This is a genomic window from Amycolatopsis tolypomycina (assembly GCF_900105945.1).
GTDB lineage: Bacteria > Actinomycetota > Actinomycetes > Mycobacteriales > Pseudonocardiaceae > Amycolatopsis > Amycolatopsis tolypomycina.
In genome coordinates this window covers 5,721,949-5,738,714 of the sequence record NZ_FNSO01000004.1, presented here as the reverse complement: position 1 = coordinate 5,738,714, position 16,766 = coordinate 5,721,949, and the positions used below count along the sequence as shown (strand labels likewise).

General features: G+C 72.1%; 21 protein-coding genes. 19 read left to right on the top strand and 2 right to left on the bottom strand.

What is annotated here, in order from left to right:
• Positions 1-39 precede the first annotated feature (39 nt).
• The 15 genes from BLW76_RS35915 to BLW76_RS35845 all read left to right on the top strand — a co-directional run bounded on the left by BLW76_RS35915 (position 40) and on the right by BLW76_RS35845 (position 11,565).
• A complete protein-coding gene (locus BLW76_RS35915; protein WP_091316004.1) occupies positions 40-1,383 on the top strand; it encodes a hemolysin family protein in 1,344 nt (447 codons plus the stop codon).
• A complete protein-coding gene (locus tag BLW76_RS35910) occupies positions 1,376-1,714 on the top strand; it encodes a cytidine deaminase (protein ID WP_091316001.1) in 339 nt (112 codons plus the stop codon). Before BLW76_RS35915 ends, BLW76_RS35910 begins: the two co-directional genes overlap by 8 nt.
• Positions 1,711-2,607 carry a GTPase Era gene (gene era, locus BLW76_RS35905; RefSeq protein ID WP_091315996.1) on the top strand — a complete coding sequence of 299 codons (897 nt, stop codon included), beginning with the start codon at positions 1,711-1,713 and terminating at the stop codon, positions 2,605-2,607. Before BLW76_RS35910 ends, era begins: the two co-directional genes overlap by 4 nt.
• Positions 2,608-2,796: 189 nt before the next feature.
• Positions 2,797-3,168 (top strand): CD225/dispanin family protein, encoded by a 372-nt coding sequence (locus BLW76_RS35900; RefSeq protein WP_091315995.1) that lies wholly within the window; start codon positions 2,797-2,799, stop codon positions 3,166-3,168.
• A 28-nt stretch (positions 3,169-3,196) separates the two neighbouring features.
• Positions 3,197-3,550 (top strand): CD225/dispanin family protein, encoded by a 354-nt coding sequence (locus tag BLW76_RS35895; protein WP_091315992.1) that lies wholly within the window; start codon positions 3,197-3,199, stop codon positions 3,548-3,550.
• On the top strand, positions 3,547-3,999 hold the full coding sequence (locus tag BLW76_RS35890; RefSeq protein ID WP_091315990.1) for a DUF2752 domain-containing protein: 453 nt from the start codon (positions 3,547-3,549) through the stop codon (positions 3,997-3,999). The genes BLW76_RS35895 and BLW76_RS35890 overlap by 4 nt, the downstream gene beginning before the upstream one ends.
• Before the next feature lie 181 nt (positions 4,000-4,180).
• Positions 4,181-5,377 carry an RDD family protein gene (locus tag BLW76_RS35885; RefSeq protein WP_091315987.1) on the top strand — a complete coding sequence of 399 codons (1,197 nt, stop codon included), beginning with the start codon at positions 4,181-4,183 and terminating at the stop codon, positions 5,375-5,377.
• A 68-nt stretch (positions 5,378-5,445) separates the two neighbouring features.
• Positions 5,446-5,904, top strand: a complete 459-nt coding sequence (locus BLW76_RS35880; protein WP_091315985.1) for a CD225/dispanin family protein — start codon at positions 5,446-5,448, stop codon at positions 5,902-5,904.
• Between the two features lie 59 nt (positions 5,905-5,963).
• Positions 5,964-6,725, top strand: a complete 762-nt coding sequence (gene recO / locus BLW76_RS35875; protein WP_091315983.1) for a DNA repair protein RecO — start codon at positions 5,964-5,966, stop codon at positions 6,723-6,725.
• Positions 6,726-6,766: 41 nt separating this feature from the next.
• Positions 6,767-7,582, top strand: coding sequence for an isoprenyl transferase (locus tag BLW76_RS35870; protein ID WP_091315980.1), 816 nt, complete (start codon positions 6,767-6,769; stop codon positions 7,580-7,582).
• Entirely contained in the window at positions 7,579-8,004 is a 426-nt protein-coding gene (locus BLW76_RS35865) for a YbjN domain-containing protein (RefSeq protein ID WP_091315978.1), read from the top strand. Before BLW76_RS35870 ends, BLW76_RS35865 begins: the two co-directional genes overlap by 4 nt.
• A gap of 120 nt (positions 8,005-8,124) precedes the next feature.
• Positions 8,125-9,138 (top strand): permease, encoded by a 1,014-nt coding sequence (locus BLW76_RS35860; protein ID WP_425266035.1) that lies wholly within the window; start codon positions 8,125-8,127, stop codon positions 9,136-9,138.
• Positions 9,135-9,872 carry a TIGR03943 family putative permease subunit gene (locus BLW76_RS35855; protein ID WP_091315975.1) on the top strand — a complete coding sequence of 246 codons (738 nt, stop codon included), beginning with the start codon at positions 9,135-9,137 and terminating at the stop codon, positions 9,870-9,872. The genes BLW76_RS35860 and BLW76_RS35855 overlap by 4 nt, the downstream gene beginning before the upstream one ends.
• A 45-nt stretch (positions 9,873-9,917) precedes the next feature.
• Positions 9,918-10,721: an alpha/beta fold hydrolase gene (locus BLW76_RS35850; protein ID WP_091315972.1), complete on the top strand. Its 804-nt coding sequence runs from the start codon at positions 9,918-9,920 to the stop codon at positions 10,719-10,721.
• A gap of 10 nt (positions 10,722-10,731) precedes the next feature.
• A complete protein-coding gene (locus tag BLW76_RS35845) occupies positions 10,732-11,565 on the top strand; it encodes a helix-turn-helix domain-containing protein (RefSeq protein ID WP_244170474.1) in 834 nt (277 codons plus the stop codon).
• A 133-nt stretch (positions 11,566-11,698) separates the two neighbouring features.
• Here the strand turns inward: BLW76_RS35845 and BLW76_RS35840 are convergent, their stop codons facing one another.
• Complete coding sequence (locus BLW76_RS35840) at positions 11,699-12,112, bottom strand: Fur family transcriptional regulator (protein ID WP_091315971.1); 414 nt, start codon at positions 12,110-12,112, stop codon at positions 11,699-11,701.
• A complete protein-coding gene (locus tag BLW76_RS35835; protein ID WP_091315968.1) occupies positions 12,112-12,477 on the bottom strand; it encodes an ArsR/SmtB family transcription factor in 366 nt (121 codons plus the stop codon). Before BLW76_RS35835 ends, BLW76_RS35840 begins: the two co-directional genes overlap by 1 nt.
• Positions 12,478-12,742: 265 nt before the next feature.
• On the opposite strand from BLW76_RS35835, the gene BLW76_RS35830 reads away from it, so the two are divergent.
• The 4 genes from BLW76_RS35830 (at position 12,743) to BLW76_RS35815 (ending at position 16,684) form a co-directional block, all read left to right on the top strand.
• Positions 12,743-13,831 carry a hypothetical protein gene (locus BLW76_RS35830; protein ID WP_091315966.1) on the top strand — a complete coding sequence of 363 codons (1,089 nt, stop codon included), beginning with the start codon at positions 12,743-12,745 and terminating at the stop codon, positions 13,829-13,831.
• Positions 13,832-14,473: a class F sortase gene (locus BLW76_RS35825; protein WP_091315963.1), complete on the top strand. Its 642-nt coding sequence runs from the start codon at positions 13,832-13,834 to the stop codon at positions 14,471-14,473.
• A 79-nt stretch (positions 14,474-14,552) separates the two neighbouring features.
• On the top strand, positions 14,553-15,206 hold the full coding sequence (locus tag BLW76_RS35820; RefSeq protein WP_091315961.1) for a class F sortase: 654 nt from the start codon (positions 14,553-14,555) through the stop codon (positions 15,204-15,206).
• Between the two features lie 89 nt (positions 15,207-15,295).
• Positions 15,296-16,684: a glycine--tRNA ligase gene (locus BLW76_RS35815; protein ID WP_091315958.1), complete on the top strand. Its 1,389-nt coding sequence runs from the start codon at positions 15,296-15,298 to the stop codon at positions 16,682-16,684.
• Positions 16,685-16,766 lie beyond the last annotated feature (82 nt).

The window sequence follows — 16,766 nt, the reverse complement described above, 5'->3', positions numbered from 1 at the left end:
GCTTGCGGCCGGGCCTCGGAAACGCCCTAGGCGCCAGCCATGGATCAGCTCTTCTTCGCGATCGCGCTCGTCCTCCTGGCCGGCGTGTTCGCGGCAGCGGACGCCGCGATCAGCACCGTGTCGCAGGCCCGGGCCGACGGTCTCGCCCGGCTCGGGCTGCCCGGCGCCCGCCAGCTCGCCGCCGTCGTCGCCGAACGGCGGCGGCACATCAACCTGCTGCTCCTGCTGCGGCTCGGCTGCGAGCTCACCGCCACCGTGCTCGTCACGGTGTTCGTGGGCACCCGGCTGGCGCCGCTCGGGCTCGCCGTGCTGGTCGCCGCGGTCGTCATGGTCGTCGTCAGCTACGTCCTCATCGGTGTCGGCCCCCGCACGCTCGGCCGCCAGCACCCCTACCGCATCGGCCGGTACGTCGCCGGGCCCGTCCGCGTCCTGGGCTCGGTCCTCGGCCCGCTGTCCCGGCTGCTCATCCTCATCGGTAACGCCATCACGCCCGGCCAGGGCTTCCGCGAAGGCCCCTTCACCTCCGAGGTCGAGCTGCGCGAGCTCGTCGACATGGCGCAGGAACGCGGCGTCGTCGAGGACTCCGAGCGCGAGATGATCCACTCGGTGTTCGAGCTCGGTGACACCGTCGCCCGCGAGGTCATGGTGCCGCGCACCGAGATCGTCTGGATCGAGCGCACCAAGACCGTCCGGCAGGCCCTCGCGCTGGCGCTGCGCACCGGGTTCACCCGGCTGCCGGTGATCGACGAGTCCGTCGACGACATCGTCGGCGTCGTCAACATCAAGGACCTGATGACCGGCTACCTCGACCCGGACGGGCCGAGCACCGTCGTCGACTCCGTCATGAACCCGGCGTCCTTCGTCCCCGACTCGAAGCGGCTCGACGAGCTGCTCAAGGAGATGCAGCGGTCGCACAACCACATGGCGATCGCCGTCGACGAGTACGGCGGCACGGCCGGGCTGCTCACCATCGAAGACGTCCTCGAGGAGATCGTCGGCGAGATCACCGACGAGTCCGACGCCGACGAGCGCCCCGAGGTCGAGGAGCTCGAGGGGGGCGCCGTCCGCGTGTCGTCCCGGATGACCGTCGACGACCTCGGCGAGCTGTTCGGCATCGACCTCGAAGACCACGACGTGGAGACCGTGGGCGGGCTGCTCGCGGAACGACTGGGTAGGGTCCCGCTGCCGGGGGCCGAAGCCGAGGTCGCCGGCCTTCGGCTGTTCGCCGAAGGGGGCAAGGACCGGCGCGGCCGCATGCGGATCACCTCCGTGGTCGTGCACCCGGCCGACGCGGAGGCGATGACGGACCCCGTCGACCGGACGCGCCGCCGCACGCGCCTGCCCCACCCCGACGAACGCGACAGGAGCGTCGAACATGCCTGACCTCGAGGCCGAGGACCAGAAACTCGTCACGCTGGCCCGGTCCTCGCGCGCCCGCATCCAGGCCCCCGAAGGGGCCGCGGTCCGCGACACCGACGGCCGCACCTACGCCGCCGGCACGGTCGACCAGCCGTCGTTCAAGCTGACCGCCCTCCAGGCCGCGGTGGCCGCCGCGCTGTCCAGCGGTGCCGAGGGCATCGAGGCCGCCGCCGTCGTCTCCGGCGAAGGGCTGCTCAAGGGCGCGTCGGTGCACGCCGTGCGCGACATCGCGAAGCACGCGCCGATCATCCTCGCCGACCCGGACGGCGAAGTCCTCGAGGTGCTCACCCGATGACCGAGCACCGTTCCGGCTTCGCCTGCTTCGTCGGCCGCCCCAACGCCGGCAAGTCCACGCTGACCAACGCGCTCGTCGGCACCAAGGTGGCGATCACCTCCAGCAAGCCGCAGACCACCCGGCACGCGATCCGCGGGATCGTCCACCGGGAGGACGCCCAGCTCGTCCTCATCGACACGCCCGGCCTGCACCGCCCGCGCACGCTGCTCGGCGAGCGGCTCAACGACATCGTGCACACGACGTGGTCCGAAGTGGACGTCGTCGGCTTCTGCGTCCCGGCGAACGAGAAGATCGGGCCCGGCGACAAGTTCATCGCCGCCGAGCTGCAGAAGATCGCCAAGCGGACGCCGGTCGTCGGCATCGTCACCAAGACGGACCTCGTCCAGCCCCAGCAGGTCGCCGAGCAGCTGCTCGCCCTGCAGGAGGTGATGGACTTCGCCGAGCTCGTCCCGGTGTCCGCAGTGGACGGTTTCCAGGTCGGCACCCTGGCCGACCTGCTGGTCCAGCGGCTGCCCGAGGGGCCGCAGCTCTACCCGGGCGGCGAGCTCACCGACGAGCCCGAGCAGACCCTGGTCGCCGAGCTGATCCGCGAGGCGGCGCTGGAAGGCGTCCGCGACGAGCTGCCGCACTCGATCGCCGTCACCGTCGAGGAGATGCTGCCCCGCGAAGGCCGCGACGACCTCATCGACGTGCACGCGTTCCTCTACGTGGAACGGCCCAGCCAGAAGGGGATCATCCTGGGGCACAAGGGTGAGCGGCTGCGCGAGGTCGGGGCGGCCGCCCGCCGGAACATCGAGCGGCTGCTCGGCTCGAAGGTCTACCTCGACCTCCACATCAAGGTCGCCAAGGAGTGGCAGCGCGACCCCCGTCAGTTACGCCGGCTCGGCTTCTGACCTGCGACTTCCGCGGTTCGGGGAGCCGCAGCCGAATTCCTGATCTCGATTCGGTCGCGGCGGGATGAATCACCGGACACGCGGGCACGTCGCCCCCTACAGTCTCGGCTTCGACCACACCGCGGCCGATCGGGGCGGCGGCGGTTCCGGTGGTCGTCCAGGGAGCACGACGAAGGGGAACAACCGATCATGACCGACAGCCAGGGCATGCCCAACTACCCCGGCGACCAGCCGAACCAGCCCGGCGGGCAGCCGAACTACCCCGGTGGGCAGCCGGGTGGCTACCAGCCGGGCCCGCCCCCGAGCAACAACCTCGTGTGGGCGATCCTGACCACGATCCTGTGCTGCCTCCCGTTCGGCATCGTCTCGATCGTGCAGGCCGCGAAGGTCAACGGCCTCTGGGCGCAGGGCCAGACGGCCGCCGCGCAGGAGGCCGCCAACTCCGCCAAGAAGTGGGCGATCATCTCGGCGATCGTCGGCGTCGCGTGGCTCGTGCTGTGGATCATCCTGATGGTCGCGGGTGTCTTCGCGGGCATGGGCACCAGCACCTCGTCATACTGAGGTAGCCCGAGCAGCAGGAAGGATCCCGGTGACCGACCAGTACCCACCGCCGTACCCGCCCCCGGGCGGGCCCAGCTACGGCTACGGTTACCCGCCGCCGAACCCCTACGGGCCGCCGCCGGACAACAACATGGTGTGGGCGATCCTGAGCACCGTGCTCTGTTGCCTGCCCCTGGGCGTGGTCGCGATCGTGAAGTCCAGCCAGGTGCAGTCGCTCTGGTTCCAGGGCGCCCACGCCGAGGCGCAGAAGGCCGCCGCCGACGCCCGCAAGTGGGCGATGTGGTCGGCCATCACGACCGGGATCCTCCTGCTGCTCTACGTCATCTTCATCGTCGTGATGATCGTGTTCGTCGGTGCGAACTCGAGCCGGCTGACACCGTGACCACGACCGTCTACACGGGATACCCCGCCCGCGGCACCAAGGCCACGCTGCGTGCCCTCGGCGCGCCGATGGCCGTGGTCGCCGGGCTCGGCGCGTGCTGCGTCGCGGTCTGGGTCGGCGACCCGACGACGCCGGGCGGGTTCCTGCCCGTCTGCCCGACGAAGGCGCTGCTCGGCATCGACTGCCCGGGGTGCGGCGGCATGCGGATGGCGTACAGCCTGATGCACGGCGACATTCCCGCGGCCCTGCACTACAACGCCGTGTCGTTCGTCGTCGTGCTGCTGATGGTGTGGAGCATCGCCGCGTGGACGCTCGGGCGCCTGCGCGGCCGCGCGCTGGACAGCTGGCTCCACTGGCGGTGGACGCCGCTGGTGTTCTCCATCGTGTTCGTCGTCTGGTTCGTCATCCGCAACCTCCCGTTCGCGCCGTTCACCGGCCTGCGCGTCTGATCTCCGGCCGCCGGGAACCGGGGCGGCGCGCACCGCGTCGGACCGGCAGGCGATTCACCCGGACAGCTGAAGCCTGGGCGGCGCGGCCGAAGGTGAACCGAGTACGCTCCCGCGGACCGGACCGATGAGGGCGGATCCGTTCCGCGTGTCGGGGAAGTGACCAGCGAGGGGAAGACACCCAATGACCGATCCCTACGGTCAGCAGTCCTTCGGGCAGCCGCCCGGCGGCCAGCAGCCGTTCGGGCAGCCGCAGCCGGGGCAGGCGCCGTTCGGCCAGCCCGCGCCCTACGGGCAGCCGGCGCCGTTCGGGCAGCCGGCGCCGTTCGGGCAGCAGGGCAACCCCTTCGGGCCGTCGCGGAACTACGCGAGCTGGGGCCAGCGCGCCTTCGGCTGGCTCATCGACTTCGGCCCGGTCGTCCTGCTGTACCTGATCCTCATCCCCTTCGCCTTCGCCGGCGGTGACGCCTTCTCGATGCTGGCCGTGATCGGCGGGCTCGCCTGGATCGGCTGGTGCGTCTACAACCGGTGGATCCAGCAGGGCAACACCGGGCAGTCGCTCGGCAAGAAGGTCGCGAAGATCAAGCTCGTCCGCGAGGACACCGGGCAGCCGGTCGGCGCCGGCACGGCGTTCGTGCGCGACCTCGCCCACTTCGTCGACAACGTCCTCTGCTACGTCGGCTGGCTGTGGCCGCTGTGGGACGACAAGTCCCAGACCCTCGCCGACAAGATCATCGGCACGGTCGTCGTCAACGCCGACGACTCCGCGGCCGCGCCGTTCGGCCAGCCCGGCGCGGGCCAGCCCGGCGCGCAGCCGTTCGCCGGCGGCTTCCCGCCGCCGGGACAGCAGCCGGGCCAGCCCGGTCAGTTCGGCCAGCCGCCCTCCGGCGGCTTCCCGCAGCAGCCCGCGTCCGGTGGCTTCCCGCAGCAGCCGCAGTCCGGCGGTTTCGAGCAGCAACAGCAGCCCGCGCCCGGTGGCTTCGGCCAGCCGCAGCCGGGCGGGTTCGGCCAGCCGCAGCCGGGCGGGTTCGGCCAGCCGCAGCCGGGCGGGTTCGGCCAGCCGCCGTCGCCCGGCGGGTTCGAGCAGCAGCCCGCCTCGGGTGGTTTCGGCCAGCCGTCCTCCGGTGGCTTCGCCGCGCAGCCCCCGCAGCCGGGCGGCTTCGGGCAGCAGCCCGGCCAGCCGCTCGCCCCGCCGCCGGGTGGGGGTGCCTTCGACGAACAGGCGGAGCGCACCCAGATGCTCCGCCCGGGCGCCGGGAACGCCTTCGACGAGCAGGCCGAGCGCACGCAGATGCTGCGTCCCGAAGCCCAGGGGGAGCCGGAGGCGACCCAGAAGATCGATCCGGGCCGGTTCGGCCAGCCGCCGAACGAGCAGCGCTGACCCGGTCCTTTCCGCACCACCGCCGGAGTCACCCGGCGGAAGTTCACGAATAGTTGGGGTAGAACGTCATGACCAATCCCTACGGCCAGCAGCAGCCGCCCTACGGCCAGCAGCCGCAGCAGCCCGGCTACGGCCCGCCGTCCGGCGGCATGCCCGCGCCCTACGGCCAGCCGGCGCCGTACGGGCAGCCCGCGCCGTACGGCCAGCCGCCCACCGGCGGTTTCGGCGCCCCCGGCTACGGCATGCCCGGCGGTGGCGACATCAACGCCATCAAGGACTACAAGGGCTGGGCGATCGGCTGCATCTTCCTCTGCTGGATCCTCGCGATCTTCGCGATCATGAAGTCCAACGAGGTCGGCACGTACAAGATGCAGGGCAACTACGCGATGGCGGAGCAGGCTTCGCGCACCACGAAGACGCTCTGCCTGATCGCTTCCATCATCGGTGGGCTGGGCTGCCTGTTCACGATCCTCTGGATCATCATCGCGGCCGTCGCCGCCAGCAGCTGCTACGGCTCCTACTGCTGATACCCGTTTTCCCCGGGGCGCTCCACCCCGGCATCACCCCGAAGTGGGACGATGTCGGGGTGGTGAACCTCTACCGCGACACCGGGGTGGTGTTGCGCACGCACAAGCTCGGTGAGGCCGATCGGATCGTCACCCTGCTGACCCGGCGGCACGGCAAGGTCCGCGCCGTCGCGAAGGGCGTGCGGCGCACCTCGTCGCGGTTCGGGGCCCGGCTGGAGCCGTTCGGCCACGTCGACGTGCAGTTCTACACCGGGCGCACGCTCGACGTGATCACCCAGGTCGAGACCGTCGACGCCTTCCAGCTGCCGCTGGTCGCCGACTACCAGAGCTACACCGCGGCCAGCGCGATCGCCGAAACCGCGGACCGGCTCTCGGCCGAAGAGGGCGAGCCGGTGCTGAAGCTGTACCTCCTCGTCGTCGGGGCGCTGCGCGCGCTCGCCGAGGGACAGCGTGATTCGTCGCTGGTGCTCGACGCGTTCCTGCTCCGCGCGATGTCCTACGCCGGCTGGGCACCCGCGCTCACCGAGTGCGCCCGCTGCGGCCTGCCCGGCCCGCACCCGGCGTTCAGCATCGCCGCCGGCGGCTCGATGTGCTCCGACTGCCGGATCGCCGGCTGCGTGCACCCCGCCCCCGAGGTCCTGGACCTGCTCACCGCCCTGCTGCACGGCGAATGGCCGCAGGCCGAGGCGACCCTGCCCGGCACCCGCCGCGACGCGAGCGGCCTGGTCGCGGCGCACCTGCAGTGGCACCTGGAGCGGCAGCTGCGCTCCCTGCCCCTGGTCGAGCGACGTGCCCGGGAGTCGGCGGTACGGGGGCAGTAGGGTCGGGCCCGACCGGTTTCACCCATCCAGGGAGGCTCGCAGTGCTGCGCAGGGGACGCGAGAACAAGGCGTCGCGATACGAGCTGCGGGCCCCGGATCCGCACCCGTCGGGCGCGAAGCCACCGGAAATCCCGCGCGAGCTGGTGCCGAAGCACGTCGCGCTGGTCATGGACGGCAACGGCCGCTGGGCCAACCAGCGCGGCCTGCCGCGGATCGAGGGCCACAAGCGCGGCGAAGCGGTGATGATCGACGTCGCCAGCGGGGCGGTCGAGCTCGGCGTCAAGTGGCTCTCGGTGTACGCCTTCTCGACGGAGAACTGGAAGCGCAGCCCCGAAGAGGTGCGGTTCCTGATGGGCTTCAACCGCGACACCATCCGCCGCCAGGTCGACTACCTCGGCTCGATCGGCGTGCGCATCCGCTGGGCGGGGCGGCGGCCGAAGCTGTGGGCGTCGGTCATCAAGGAGCTGCAGGCGGCCGAGGAGAAGACCAAGCACAACACGGCCCTGAACATGACCATGTGCGTCAACTACGGCGGCCGCGCCGAGCTGGGCGACGCCATGCAGCGGATCGCGCAGGACGTCGCGGCGGGGAAGCTGAACCCGGACAAGGTCAACGAGAAGACCATCGGGAAGTACCTTTACCAGCCGGAGATGCCGGACGTGGACCTGTTCCTGCGGCCCTCGGGCGAGCAGCGGACGTCGAACTTCCTGTTGTGGCAGTCGGCCTACGCGGAGATGGTCTACCAGGACACGCTGTTCCCCGACTTCGACCGGACCCACCTGTGGCGGGCCTGCCTGGAGTTCGCGAAGCGGGATCGCCGCTTCGGCGGCGCCGTCGACCAGGCGGCTTCTTCGTGAGCGCGACCGAAGCGGTCGAGACCGCGGAGCTGCTGACGCGGGCCCGGGAGGCGCTGGAGCGCTACCTCGAGGTGCACGTCGACGACGACGGCGCGCTGACGTTCTCCCACGGCGGCGTCCCGTGCGTGATCCAGGCGACCCGGCTCGGCGAAGGCCTCACGGTGCTCACCCTGACCTGCGTGGTCGGCTGGGACCTGGCGGACGCGCCCGCGCTCTCGATCGCCGTCGCCGAGCGGGCCGGGCAGGGGCTGTTCGGGACGCTCGGGGTCGGGCATTCGGACAACGGCGCCGACGTGACGCTGCGGTACGCCTTCCCGGCGGCCGGGCTGGACGCGGCCGCGCTCGGGACGTTGCTGATGCTCGTGGTGTCGACGGCCTCGCAGCTGCGGACCGATCTGCCCGGAATCGTGCCCGGCGACTGACCCGTCCGGGGTGGATTTTCCGCCGCGAACGGAGGATCGGGTACCAAAACCGACCGTGATCCTCCGTTCGCGGCCCGTGCGGGTCCCGTCCTGTCGGACGGTCCTGGCATCATCGCGGTCGTGAGCATCGTTTCCGACACCGAAACCGAGCCCGGCCGGCCCACCCGCCGGTTCCGGATCAGCTCGGTCGAAGTGCTGTGCGCGATCCTGCTGATCGCGATCCTCGCCCAGGGCTGGCTGCAGCAGGTGTTCGACGTGCCCGCGTTGCGCACCGGCTCGACCGTGTTCGTCGCCGTCTGCGTGCAAGCGCTGCCGTTCCTCGTGCTGGGCGTGCTGATCAGCGGCGCGATCGCCGCGTTCGTGCCCGCCCGCGTGCTGGAGAAGGTACTGCCACGCCGGGCGGGCGCGGCGGTCGGCGTCGCCGGGCTGGCCGGGGTCGCGCTGCCGGGCTGCGAATGCGCGTCGGTGCCGGTGGCCCGGCGGCTGATGGGGCAGGGCGTGGCCCCGGCGGCGGCGCTGACGTTCCTGCTCGCGGCGCCGGCGGTGAACCCGGTGGTGCTGGTGGCCACCGCGGTGGCGTTCCCGGGCAAGCCGGAGATGGTGCTGGCGCGCTTCGCGGGTTCGCTCGCCACGGCGATGGTGATGGGCTGGCTGTGGGCCCGCTGGGGCAAGCTGGAGTGGATCACCGCCCGGGCCCTGCGGCGGCTGCCGGACGTGGCGGGCGGGCAGCGCTGGCGGGTGTTCGCCGAGACGGCGCGCACGGACCTGGTCGAAGCGGGTGGTTTCCTCGTGCTGGGGGCGCTGATCTCGTCGGCGTTGAACGTGCTGGTGCCTGCCAAGTGGTTCGGGGTGCTGGGCACCCAGCTGGTGCTGGGCGTGGTGGTGATGGCGGTGCTGGCGGTGGTGCTGGCGCTGTGCAGCGAGGCCGATGCGTTCGTCGCGGCGTCGCTCACGGCGTTGCCGCTGCTGCCGAAGCTGGTGTTCCTGGTGGTGGGCCCGGCGATCGACGTGAAGCTGTTCGCGCTGCAGGCGGGCACGTTCGGCCGGTCGTTCGCGGTGCGGTTCGCGCCGGTGACGTTCGTGGTGGCGGTGGCCTGCGCGCTGGGGGCCGGATTCCTGGTGGGGGTGGCGTGAAACGGGAAACGCAGAACATCCTGCTGATCCTGCTCGGCGGAGCGCTGGTCAAGATCGCGGTCAACGGCGACTACCTGCGGTACGTCAAGCCGGCGCAGCAGCCGTGGGTCATCGCCGGTGGGGCGGTGATGGTGCTGCTGGGTGCCGTCGCGATCGTGCGTGACCTCCTCGCCGCGCGGGCCGCCGCGACCGCCGGGCCACACGACGACTCCGACGGCCACGAGCATGCGCACTCGGCGCGGCCGGCCTGGCTGCTGCTCGTGCCGGTGCTCGCCGTGTTCCTGGTCGCCCCACCGGCGCTGGGCGCGGATTCGGTGATCCGCACCGAAGCCCGGGTCCCGGCGAGCGCGGCGGCGGCCAACGCGGCGGCCTTCCCGCCGCTGCCGGCGGGGAACGTGGTGCCGTTGTCGGTCAACGAGTTCGTCAGCCGCGCGGGCTGGGACGCCGCGGGCACGCTCAACGGCCGCACGGTTTCGCTGACCGGTTTCGTGGTGCACACCGAAGGCCACACCCTGCTGGCCCGCCTGGTGATCAGCTGCTGCGCGGCCGACGCGTTCCCGGTCACCGTCCGCCTCCGCGGCGGCGAAGCCGACCACCTGGCGAGCGACGCGTGGATCCAGGTCACCGGCCAGGTCGTCCCGGGCACGGCCACGAAGGACAACAGCTACACCCCGGACTTCACCCCGGCCTCGGTGACACCGATCTCCGCACCGAAAGACCCGTACGAGTACTGACATTCGTCCAAGACGCCGCGGCGGCCGCGGCCTACCGTCCGGCGCATGAACGTTCGCAACAGCACGCACGCGCACGGGATCCACGTCGTCCGCGACGGCCCGCGGGAGGCGCCGCCGGTGCTGCTCGTCCACGGATCGGGTGCTTCGGGCGCCTCCTGGGGGCCGGTGGCCGGACTCCTCGCCGGCCGCCACGACGTCGTCCGCGTCGACCTGCCGGGGTGCGGCCAGTCGCCGCTCGCACCGTCGTACGCCGTGCCCGGGCAGGCTGCCCGGGTGGCGGCGGTGCTCGACGACCTCGGGCTGCGGCAGGTCGTGGTGGCCGGGCACTCCAGCGGCGGCTACGTCGCGACGTCGCTGCTGGCACAACGGCCCGACCTCGTGCGGTCGCTGGCGTTGGTGAGCACCGGCCCGAGCCTCGGCGCACTGCTGCCGCAGCCGTGGCTCATCCGGGCCCTGTCGGCCCCGCCGCTCGGTCCGCTGCTCTGGCGGCTGCGCTCGGATGCGTTGATCCGCAAGGGAATCAGCGCGACGACCGCGCGTCCGGTGGCCGTCCCGGACGACGCCGTCGCCGAGCTGAGGAACATCGGCTACCGCACGTTCCGCGAGATCCTGCGGGAGAACTCGGCTTACGTCGCCGAGCGGAGCGTTCCCGCGCGGCTCGCGGGGCTGGGCCGGCCCGTGCTGGTCGTCTTCGGCGCGGCGGATCCCCGCTGGAACCCGCGCTCGGCCCACGAGTACGACGTGGTGCCGGGGGTGCGCGTCGAAATGCTGCCCGGCGTCGGGCACATCCCCCTCTTCGAGGCGCCCGAGCCGACGAGCGAACTCCTGCTCCGCTTCGCGGCGGCCTAGGCTGGGCAGGGTGAGCGGCTGGCAGTGGGCGGACGTGGACGTCGCCGTGCCGCGCCGCCGGCTCCGCCTGCCGGGGGTCGCGATGGCCGGGTTCCGCCAGCAGGCCGGCGGGACCGCCGGGGACGCCGGGATCGCGATGGTCGCACACCCGGCCGTGACGCTGATCCTGGACCTGAGCGAGACCGGGGGCATCGTCCGGGACGCCGGCGGGACGTCCGGGCGCGGCAGCTTCGTCGCCGGGCTGCTTCCGGGCCGCCTGCGGACCGGCGGACGCGAGGGCGTGTGCCTCCAGATCCGGCTGTCCCCGGCGGTGGCGGCCGCGGTGCTCCCCGCGCCGGAGCTCACCGGCACGGTCGTCACCCTGGAGGACGTCTGGGGCCGCGACGCCGGGCGGACCGAGGACCGCCTGCGTGCGGCCCCGACCTGGGACGAGCGCTTCACGATCGCGACGGACGTGCTCGCCCGGTGCCTGGCGGCCGCGCCGAGGGTGGAGGCGGAGGTGGCCCGGGCGTGGCACCGGACGCGGGCCGCCCGCGGCCGGGTGCGGATCGACGGGCTGGCCGAGGAGGTCGGCTGGAGCCGCAAACGCCTGTGGTCCCGCTTCCGCGCGCAGCTCGGTGTCACGCCCAAGCGCGCGGCGGGTCTGGTCCGCTTCGACCACGCGGCCCGCCTCCTGGCGGCAGGCCACCCCGCGGCGACGGCGGCTGCCTTGAGCGGCTACGCCGACCAGCCCCACCTCAACCGCGAAACCCGCGCGATCACGGGCCTGACCCCGGCCGAGCTGGCGAGGGCTCCGTGGCTGGCCATCGACGACGTGGCCTGGCCCGCAGCATCCCGCCCCTGACCGCCCCGCCGCGCCAACCGCCCGCGTGCGCGGCCCGACCGCCCAGCCACGTGTGTCGTCTGTTCAAGCACGCGTGTCGTCCGCCCAGTCACGCGTGTCGTCCGGCCAAGCACGCGAGGGCGCGCGCGATACGTCAGTGCTCGGCGCAGGTGCCGGTGATCTCCACCGTGTGGGAGATCTCCGAAAAGCCGTGCTCGGCCGCGATCTTCTCCGCCCAGCGTTCCACCGCCGGGCCCTCGACCTCGACCGTGCGGCCGCAGATGCGGCACACCAGGTGATGGTGGTGGTGGGCCGAGCACCTGCGGTAGATCGCTTCGCCCGAATCCGTGCGGAGGACGTCGATCTCGCCGGCCTCCGACAGGGACTGCAGGGTGCGGTACACCGTCGTCAGGCCGATGCCGTCGCCGCGTTTGCGCAGCTCGTCGTGCAGTTCCTGGGCCGACCGGAAGTCGTCGATCGTGCTGAGCAGCTCGACGACCGCGGCCCGCTGCCGGGTGGATCGGCGCCCGGGGACCGGGGCCTGGCTGCGCGACGCGGCGGTGCTCATCACTTTCCTTCCTGCACGTGGGCGACGGCGTCGACCACGATGTGCGCCAGGTGGTCGTCGGCGAGGCGGTAGACGACCTCGCGGCCGCGGCGCTCACCCTGGACCACCCCGGCCGTCTTCAGCACCCGCAGGTGCTGGCTGATCAGCGGCTGGGCGACGTCGAGCGCGTCCACCAGCTCGTGCACACACCGGTCGGCCGCGCGCAGCTGCAGCACGATCGCGATCCGGACCGGCGCCGCCAGTGCGCGCAGCAGGTCGCCCGCGTCCGTCAGGACCGACTGCGGGGGGTGGGCCGGCGACACCGTGTCCGCCGGGGTGCAGTCCGCGAGCCCCGGCTGGGCGCCACTCCCGGTGACCGTCGCCATTCCCGCCTCCACGCTGCCCGCGACCATGAATTCCGTAGTCATTGCCGATAACGGTCACGTCCATCCTAGTGTTCCCCCGTCCGGGACCCCCGCTTCGGCGTCGAGCTGCGAGGTACGGCCGGTCGTATTACCCCGAACGGGTGAGTTCGTGGGATATTGGCCCTGCGGCTTCGCATGTCGTCGCCGACGGTGCAAGGTTGTCGCGGAGCGTTTCGCCGTTTCCCGGACGCCGGCGACCCGTCCCGAGCAGAAGCAGTGGGGAGACATGACGCGTTTGGTGACGAAGGCAGCCGCCCTGGTGGCCGCGGTGTTCCCGCTGGTCGGCGTGGGTGTCGCCGGGGCGCAGACCCGGGCGGTCGACGAAAAGACCGGTCCGGTCTCGTTCGCGAACATCGCGTCGGTGCGGATCGGCGACGAAGGCCAGCGCGGCGGCGCCCTGATCACCGAAACGCAACGATCGCCGCTGCTGCCCGGCCAGTCCAAGCTCGCCGCGGACCGCGTCTCGGTCCCCAAGGACGACGGCGAACGCGCCACCTTCGGCGGGCACTACCAGATCGCCCTCGGCCGGTACAGCGCGTCCCAGAACCCGTACCCGCCGGGCGTCGCGAGCCGCGATCACAACGTCTTCGCCGCGTTGCAGACCACCACCGTGCCCACCGCCACCGCCGAGACGAACTACGCGCTGCGGGACACCTGGCAGGGCGGCACCAAGCCGGCCGACAACACCGTGCTCGTGCTGGAGGGCGCCAAGACGTCGGTGGACTGCACCGGCCCGGCGAAGCTGTCGGCCACGTCGTCGGTGACGCGGCTGTGGGTGCGCCAGGCCGGCGGCGGGCTCGGCATCGTCCCGGTGCCCGGCGGCAACGCCGGCCTGCAGCTGAGCAACCTGCGCCTCGGTCCGCCCGGCGACATCGCGAACGCCGACCGGGCGACCACGGTCTCGGACCTGAAGCTGACCCGCGTCACCGCCTTCGACCAGCTGATCCGCCAGGACGGCTGGCGCGGGGGCGACTTCACCGCCGTCGCCGGCTGGCGGGTCGAGATCACCACCCACGTCAAGGACGCCGGCGGCGCCGCGCTGCAGGACGTCAAGACGACCATCGTGCTCGGCGGGGTCAGCTGCTCGATCCCGAAGGGCTTCGTCGCGAAGGCCGGCGGCACGAACGGCGGCACGAACGCCACCCAGCCCGCCGTGCCGACGCAGGTCCCGGCCGGCTACCTCGGCGCGGCCGCCCCCGACACCGGCGGTGACGGCTCCCGCGTCCCGCTCGGCATCGGCCTGCTCTTCGGCGGCGTCTTCTTCGCCGCGGTCGCCCTGCTGCTGGGCAGGCGGCGCAAGCCCGGGACGGACTAGGTGCTGCGGACCGCACTGGCCGCGGTTTCGGCGGCGCTGGCCGTGGCCGCCTTCGCGGCCGGGATCGTCGTGCTGACCTGGCTGCCACCGGCCGCGACGCCGGTTTCGGCGGCACCTCCGCCCGGTGCGCTGCCGGGCGAGGACGCGGCCCCGGCGGTGCTCCCGGCGGACAGCGAGACCGCGACGCAGCAGCGGCCGGGCACGGTCCGGCTGCCGGACGGCGCCACCGCCCGCCTGGTCCGCACCGAGCTGACCGACACCGGCGTGCTGCCGATCCCGCGCGGCCTCGGCGACGCCGCCTGGTGGGGCGCCAAGCTGGGCGCGGCCCGGGGCGCGGCGCTGCTGTCCGGGCACGTGAACTGGGAGGGCAGGCGCGGGCCGTTCGACGAGCTGTGGCGCATGCGCGAAGGCGACCAGGTCAGCGTGGTGGACGCGCGCGGCGGCCGGTGGGTCTACCGCGTCGACGACATCGTGACGCTGCCGAAGGAGGAGCTGCCGGCCCAGGCCGCCCGGTGGTTCGGCCAGGACGGCCCGCACCGGCTGGTGCTGGTGACCTGCGGCGGCGACTACGTCGGCGGCACCGAGGGCTACGACGAGAACCGCCTGGTCACGGCCGAGCTGGTGACGCGCCCCACCGGCTGATCGATTCGCTGCAACCCGACACGCCCTTCGCGGCATGCCTGTCCGTGCACTGGCCATGACAGCGAAGGAGCACAAACCCATGCAGGACCGGAACCCGGAGGAGCCGAAGAAGGGCTTCGGCCGCTGGTGGATCGTCGGCGTCGCCGGGGCGTTCGTGGTCGCGGCGCTGGTCGCGACCCTGCTCGTGTTCACCGGAAAGAATGAACCTGCCGACGCGAACGGCACCGGGACACCCGTTCCGGTCGCCGGCCGGCAGGCGCCGCAGGGCACCCAGCCGGACACCGGCCACGCACCGGCGCAGCTGGCCCTGCCCGGCGGCGGCACCGCGAAGCTGGTCCAGGAGGACCTCGACGCGAACGGTGCCCTGAAGATCCCCGAAGGCCTCGACGAGGCCGCCTGGTGGGGTGCGAAGCTGGGCGCCGACCGCGGCGTCGCGCTGCTGTCCGGGCACGTGAACTGGAAGGGCAAGAAGGGCCCGTTCACCGAGCTCTGGCAGGTCAAGCCGGGGCAGGAGGTCAAGCTGACCGACGCCGGGGGCGGCGCGTGGGTGTACCGGATCGACGCCGCCGAGACCGTGCACAAGTCGGACCTCGCCGGCCGGTCGGAGCAGCTGTTCGACCCGGACGGCCCGCACAAGCTGCTGCTCGTCACGTGCGGCGGCGAGTACGTCGGCGGCAGCGAGGGCTACGAGGACAACCGCGTCGTGACGGCGTCGCTGGTGACGCGGCCGTAGGCTCACCTGCGCGAAAAGCGGTGGGCCCCGGCGGATACCCTAGACGTTCTAGTCCGATGACCGTCCCCGCAAGCTTTCCGGAGCGTGGAGTGCCCACGAACACCATTGAAACCGTAGTCCGCCTGTGCAAGAACCGTGGCTTCGTCTTCGCCAGCGGAGACATCTACGGCGGTACCCGCTCGGCGTGGGACTACGGACCGCTCGGGGTCGAGCTCAAGGACAACATCAAGCGCCAGTGGTGGAAGACCGTGGTCCAGGGCCGCGACGACGTCGTCGGCCTCGACTCCTCGGTGATCCTGCCGCGCCAGGTGTGGGTGGCCTCGGGGCACGTCAACGTGTTCACCGACCCGCTGATCGAGTGCCTGTCGTGCCACAAGCGGTTCCGCGCCGACCAGCTCGCCGAGGAGTTCGCGGCGCGCACCGGCAAGGAGACCACCGAGGACGACCTGTCCGAGGTGCCGTGCCCGAACTGCGGCACGCGCGGCCAGTACACCCCGCCGCGGGACTTCAACATGATGCTGAAGACCTACCTCGGCCCGGTGGAGTCCGAAGAGGGCCTGCACTACCTCCGCCCGGAGACCGCGCAGGGCATCTTCGTCAACTTCTCGAACGTCCAGACGACGTCGCGGATGAAGCCGCCGTTCGGCATCGGCCAGATCGGCAAGTCCTTCCGCAACGAGATCACGCCGGGCAACTTCATCTTCCGGACCCGCGAGTTCGAGCAGATGGAGATGGAGTTCTTCGTCGAGCCGGGCGAGGACGAGCGCTGGCACCAGTACTGGATCGACGAGCGCACCAAGTGGTACACCGACCTCGGCATCAAGGCCGAGAACCTGCGCCACTACGAGCACCCGAAGGAAAAGCTCTCGCACTACGCGAAGCGCACCGTCGACATCGAGTACCGCTTCGCGTTCAACGCGGGCCAGGAGTGGGGCGAGCTGGAAGGCATCGCCAACCGCACCGACTTCGACCTGACCACGCACTCGAACCACTCGGGGCAGGACCTGTCGTACTTCGACCCGACGTCGAAGCAGCGCTACCGGCCGTTCGTCATCGAGCCGGCGGCGGGTGTCGGCCGGTCGATGATGGCGTTCCTGATCGACGCCTACTACGAGGAAGAGGTGCCGAACGCCAAGGGCGGCACCGACAAGCGCGTGGTGCTGAAGCTCGACCCGCGGCTGGCGCCGTTCAAGGCCGCGGTGCTGCCGCTCTCGCGCAACGCCGACCTCACGCCGAAGGCGAAGGCCGTCGCCGAGGTGCTGCGCAAGCACTGGAACGTCGACTTCGACGACGCCGGCTCGATCGGCAAGCGCTACCGCCGGCACGAGGAGATCGGCACGCCGTACTGCGTGACGGTCGACTTCGACAGCCTCGACGACAACGCCGTCACGGTCCGCGACCGCGACACGATGGCGCAGGAGCGGGTCGGGATCGACCAGCTCGAGTCGTACCTGGCGGCCCGCCTCATCGGCTGCTGACCCACCCGGCTTTCGAGCGCCCCAATGAGGTTTTCTCAGTAGGGCTGGGCTCGGGTGGGCGTGTTGGCGTGGGATGAGGCGT